This window comes from Photobacterium phosphoreum (assembly GCF_002954725.1).
GTDB classification, from domain to species: Bacteria; Pseudomonadota; Gammaproteobacteria; order Enterobacterales; family Vibrionaceae; genus Photobacterium; species Photobacterium phosphoreum.
This window is the reverse complement of the sequence record NZ_MSCQ01000001.1, coordinates 2,308,878-2,312,578: the sequence shown is the minus strand read 5'-3', so window position 1 is coordinate 2,312,578 and position 3,701 is coordinate 2,308,878. Positions and strand designations below refer to the sequence as shown.

Below are 3,701 nucleotides of genomic sequence, written 5' to 3'. Positions count from 1 at the left end.
AAATAAATTCAGACTTATGGCTAACGCGGTAAGTCGCTATAAATTCATAAATAATTATCGGAGTTTTACTATGAGCAATGTATTTTACATGCCACCTGTAACCTTAATGGGTCCTAATGCAATTCAATCTCTAGGTGCTGAACTGGCATCAAAAGAATTGAAAAAAGCACTTATCGTCACAGACGGTGTGTTAGTTGAAGTGGGTCTGGTTAGTAAGTTAACTGACGAGCTAACTGCACATAACCTTGATTACGTTATCTATGATGGTGTGCAACCTAACCCAACTGAGAAAAATATCGAAGATGGTCTAGCACTTCTTGCACAAAGCAAAGCAGATTTCGTTATTTCATTCGGTGGTGGTTCTTCTCATGATACTGCTAAAGGTATCGCATTGGTTGCAGCTAACGGTGGTCATATTCGTGATTACTCTAAAGGTGTACACCTTTCTAAGAAACCACAATTGCCATTGGTAACAGTGAACACAACAGCGGGTACGGCATCAGAAATGACGGTATTTGCGATTATCACTAACCAACAAGATCAAACTAAATACCCAGTGGTTGATAAGCACTTCACGCCGATTATTGCGGTTAACGATTCAGAATTAATGGTAGCAATGCCTAAATTCTTAACAGCAACTACTGGTATGGATGCATTAACTCACGCAGTTGAAGCCTATGTTTCTACTGCAGCAACGCCAATCACTGATGCGTCTGCTATTAAAGCGATTGAGTTGATTGTTAATAACTTAGAAGCAGTAGTCACTAATGGTCAAGACCGCGAAGCGCGTGATGCGATGCAGTATGGTGAGTACTTAGCGGGAATGGCATTCTCAAATGCTTCTCTAGGTTACGTGCACTCAATGGCGCACCAATTGGGTGGTGTTTACGACCTATCACACGGTCTATGTAACGCTATTCTACTTGCTGAAGTATCACGCTTTAATGCCAAGCAAGTACCTGAGCGTTTTGTCGATATTGCTAAAGCAATGGGTATCGACACCGCAGCGATGACCCAAGAGCAAGCAGTTAACGCAGCCCTTGAAGCGATTGATGCATTATCTGAAAAGGTAGGTACTAAGCAACGTCTAGCTGACCTAGGTGTGACTGAAGATAAGTTAGCATTCATGGCACAAAATGCCCTAAATGATGCGTGTTCTTTAACTAACCCACGCACAGCAAGCCTAGAAGAAATTGTTAATATCTTTAAAGCACGGATGTAATTACTCTGACTATCAGTAATTAATCTGTCGAAAAAAGGCCGCTGATTTATCAGCGGCCTTTTTATCACTTAACATAACCATTAAATCCAAACTGAACCAATGTGCTATCATTACCAAGTATAAAAAAAGAATAAAAAATCAGTTAATTAGCATTAAACATACTTATGTATAAGCAACGGAAGTTCATAAAGTAAACAGTTATAAATTAAAATGTTTACAGCCATATATTTTCATGTATTATTCTTTCAAGGAATAACAATGCCCCACTATGGGATATAGATTAGTTGTTCTCTGTAATGTTAGAAATGCGGGCTTCGTATAATGGTATTATGTCAGCTTTCCAAGTTGAAGAAGCAAGGTTCGATTCCGGGCAGCCTGCTCCAACATTATAACCACTCCTCATGAGTGGTTTTTTTGTACCTAAATTTTGAGATCTCATCAAAAACCACTCCGTTATCGCTTACTGATCACCCCTCAAATTCATTATTTGCATCAGATATTCGTTTTATTTAAGTCTGGATGAATCTAAGCGTTCCGATATAACTTTTAGATATAAAAAACCGCTTCAATAGGCGGTATTTAACAGTATGTATCTTATGTGAACTGCCAGTAACAACAGCGCTAAATCGTATCAACCAGGCATAAAAAAGGCCGCTACATATGAGCGACCTTTAAAATTAAATTTACAAAAATTAAGCATGTTTAAAACCAATATTTAGCTTAAATCCACATGCTTGAGCATAACTCACTAAAGTTTTAAGACTAGGATTTGATCGTCCAGATTCTAAACGCGAAATATTCGGGGCTTTTGTTCCCATTTTTTCAGCAACTTCATCTTGAGTTAAGCCTGATTTTTCTCTCATTGAAATTAGAGAACTTATCAATTCAAATTCAACACTTAGATCGTCATAAGCTTCTTTTACTTCAGGATTCTGTAATGCTTTTCTTTTTAATGCAGATAAACTCATAACTTCACCTCTTTCATTCGCTCTCTGGCAAGTTCTATTTCTTTTTTTGGGGTCTTATTCGTCTTTTTCACAAAAGCTCTTAATATGTAAACGTGCTGTCCTTTTAAATAACAAAACAAACCTCTACCTATACCTTCTTGAGCTTTAGCTCTTATTTCAAAAAGCCCATCTCCCATTGAGTCTGTATGTGGTGGGCCTAAATTTGCTCCATATAATTCAATTAATTCGAGTAACTTAATCATACGAGCCTGAATTTTAGGTGGCATTGCTAATATTTCATCTTCAACACCAGAGTAAAAATCCACTTTCCAAGCCATTTCAAAATTACCAAACCTATCATATATGATAGGTCACTTTAACATTACTGGCTTATTAAGGTCAAAACATAGCTTAAAATTGGTATCAGTAACCAGATACAATAAAGGCCGCCTAAGCGACCTTTTAATTGTTAGCATTTAACATCACAAATTTTATGTGAACTGCGTTAAATCGTATTAATCAGACATAAAAAAGGCCACTTCAGCGGCCTCTAATTGAGTTTTAAAACTTTAGACGTTAAACCCAACATGTTTACCTGTTGGTAATTCAATATTGATACTCATTTTGCCGCCCATAGCCTCAATATAACGCTTAATCGTTGATAGCTTTACATCATTACCACGCTGCTCTATTGCAACAACAGACGGCTGACTAATCCCCATATTTCTAGCCAATTCAGCTTGAGTTAGTTCTAGTTCTTCACGAATAGCTTGGAACTTAACTTCGAGTAACATTTCGTCCGCCATTTCAGCAATTCGATGCTGACTATCTTGAGAACGAGAAGCCAACATATCATTTAAATTTCTAGCCATAATTATTTCTCCAATTCTTCAAGATGTTTAGCAAACTCAAAATCAGCAATAGGGATCATTTGTTTGTAAAAACGTTTTTCATTTCCACCTTTGTTACCGGCACAAAGTACAATTGCCTGACGTAAAGGATCGAAAGCAAAGAAAGCTCTTATAGGATCCCCTCGATGTTGGACTCTAAGCTCTTTCATATTGTTATATTTCGATGCATTTACTGTATCAACAAGAGGGCGACCGATTGTTGGCCCTCCTGTTTGTAATGCAACTAAACCAGCTAATACTTTTTCTTGCGTATCGTCAGATTGAGCATCAAACCATTCATCAAAAAAATCTGTCGTAATGACTGTCCACATTAACCTGCAACACCTATTATAGATTATAATCTATATTAATAGTATCACGGATAAATAAAAACCGCCTCAGTGGACTAATGCCGTTCACTTAAGGTGAACGGCTTTTTTCTTTTTAGCGTACCGCTGAGGTCTCGGCTTTACTGTTCGGGGGAATGTTCTTTCCCTTCGCCCCTCTAATATTAAGCTTTCAGCGAGTTGCTGAAAGCTCTTTAATTGTCGAGGGATCGCTTCTGGTGTTGAATAAGGAAGTCCAACAAGTAAAGATGTAATACGCGCAAGACTGCCATTAAAACTAAGTTGATAAGGCAAA

The 3,701-nt window shown here is 37.7% G+C and carries 5 protein-coding genes, 1 tRNA gene and 1 pseudogene; 2 read left to right on the top strand and 5 right to left on the bottom strand.

The window, feature by feature from the left end; genetic code table 11:
* Window positions 1-70 precede the first annotated feature (70 nt).
* Both BTO21_RS10085 and BTO21_RS10080 read left to right on the top strand, forming a co-directional pair.
* Window positions 71-1,222, top strand: a complete 1,152-nt coding sequence (locus tag BTO21_RS10085; protein ID WP_105026787.1) for an iron-containing alcohol dehydrogenase — start codon at window positions 71-73, stop codon at window positions 1,220-1,222.
* Window positions 1,223-1,529: 307 nt separating this feature from the next.
* Window positions 1,530-1,605 (top strand) — tRNA-Gly (locus BTO21_RS10080).
* 309 nt (window positions 1,606-1,914) lie between these two features.
* On the opposite strand, the gene BTO21_RS10075 is transcribed toward BTO21_RS10080, so the two are convergent.
* The 5 genes and pseudogenes from BTO21_RS10075 to BTO21_RS10055 all read right to left on the bottom strand — a co-directional run.
* Complete coding sequence (locus BTO21_RS10075; protein WP_045032854.1) at window positions 1,915-2,190, bottom strand: helix-turn-helix domain-containing protein; 276 nt, start codon at window positions 2,188-2,190, stop codon at window positions 1,915-1,917.
* Window positions 2,187-2,507, bottom strand: coding sequence for a type II toxin-antitoxin system RelE/ParE family toxin (locus tag BTO21_RS10070; RefSeq protein ID WP_045032856.1), 321 nt, complete (start codon window positions 2,505-2,507; stop codon window positions 2,187-2,189). Before BTO21_RS10070 ends, BTO21_RS10075 begins: the two co-directional genes overlap by 4 nt.
* A gap of 231 nt (window positions 2,508-2,738) precedes the next feature.
* On the bottom strand, window positions 2,739-3,041 hold the full coding sequence (locus BTO21_RS10065; protein WP_045032858.1) for a helix-turn-helix domain-containing protein: 303 nt from the start codon (window positions 3,039-3,041) through the stop codon (window positions 2,739-2,741).
* A 2-nt stretch (window positions 3,042-3,043) separates the two neighbouring features.
* Complete coding sequence (locus tag BTO21_RS10060; RefSeq protein ID WP_045032861.1) at window positions 3,044-3,391, bottom strand: type II toxin-antitoxin system RelE/ParE family toxin; 348 nt, start codon at window positions 3,389-3,391, stop codon at window positions 3,044-3,046.
* A gap of 84 nt (window positions 3,392-3,475) precedes the next feature.
* A pseudogene (locus BTO21_RS10055) lies at window positions 3,476-3,701 on the bottom strand (IS4 family transposase); the annotation flags it as partial.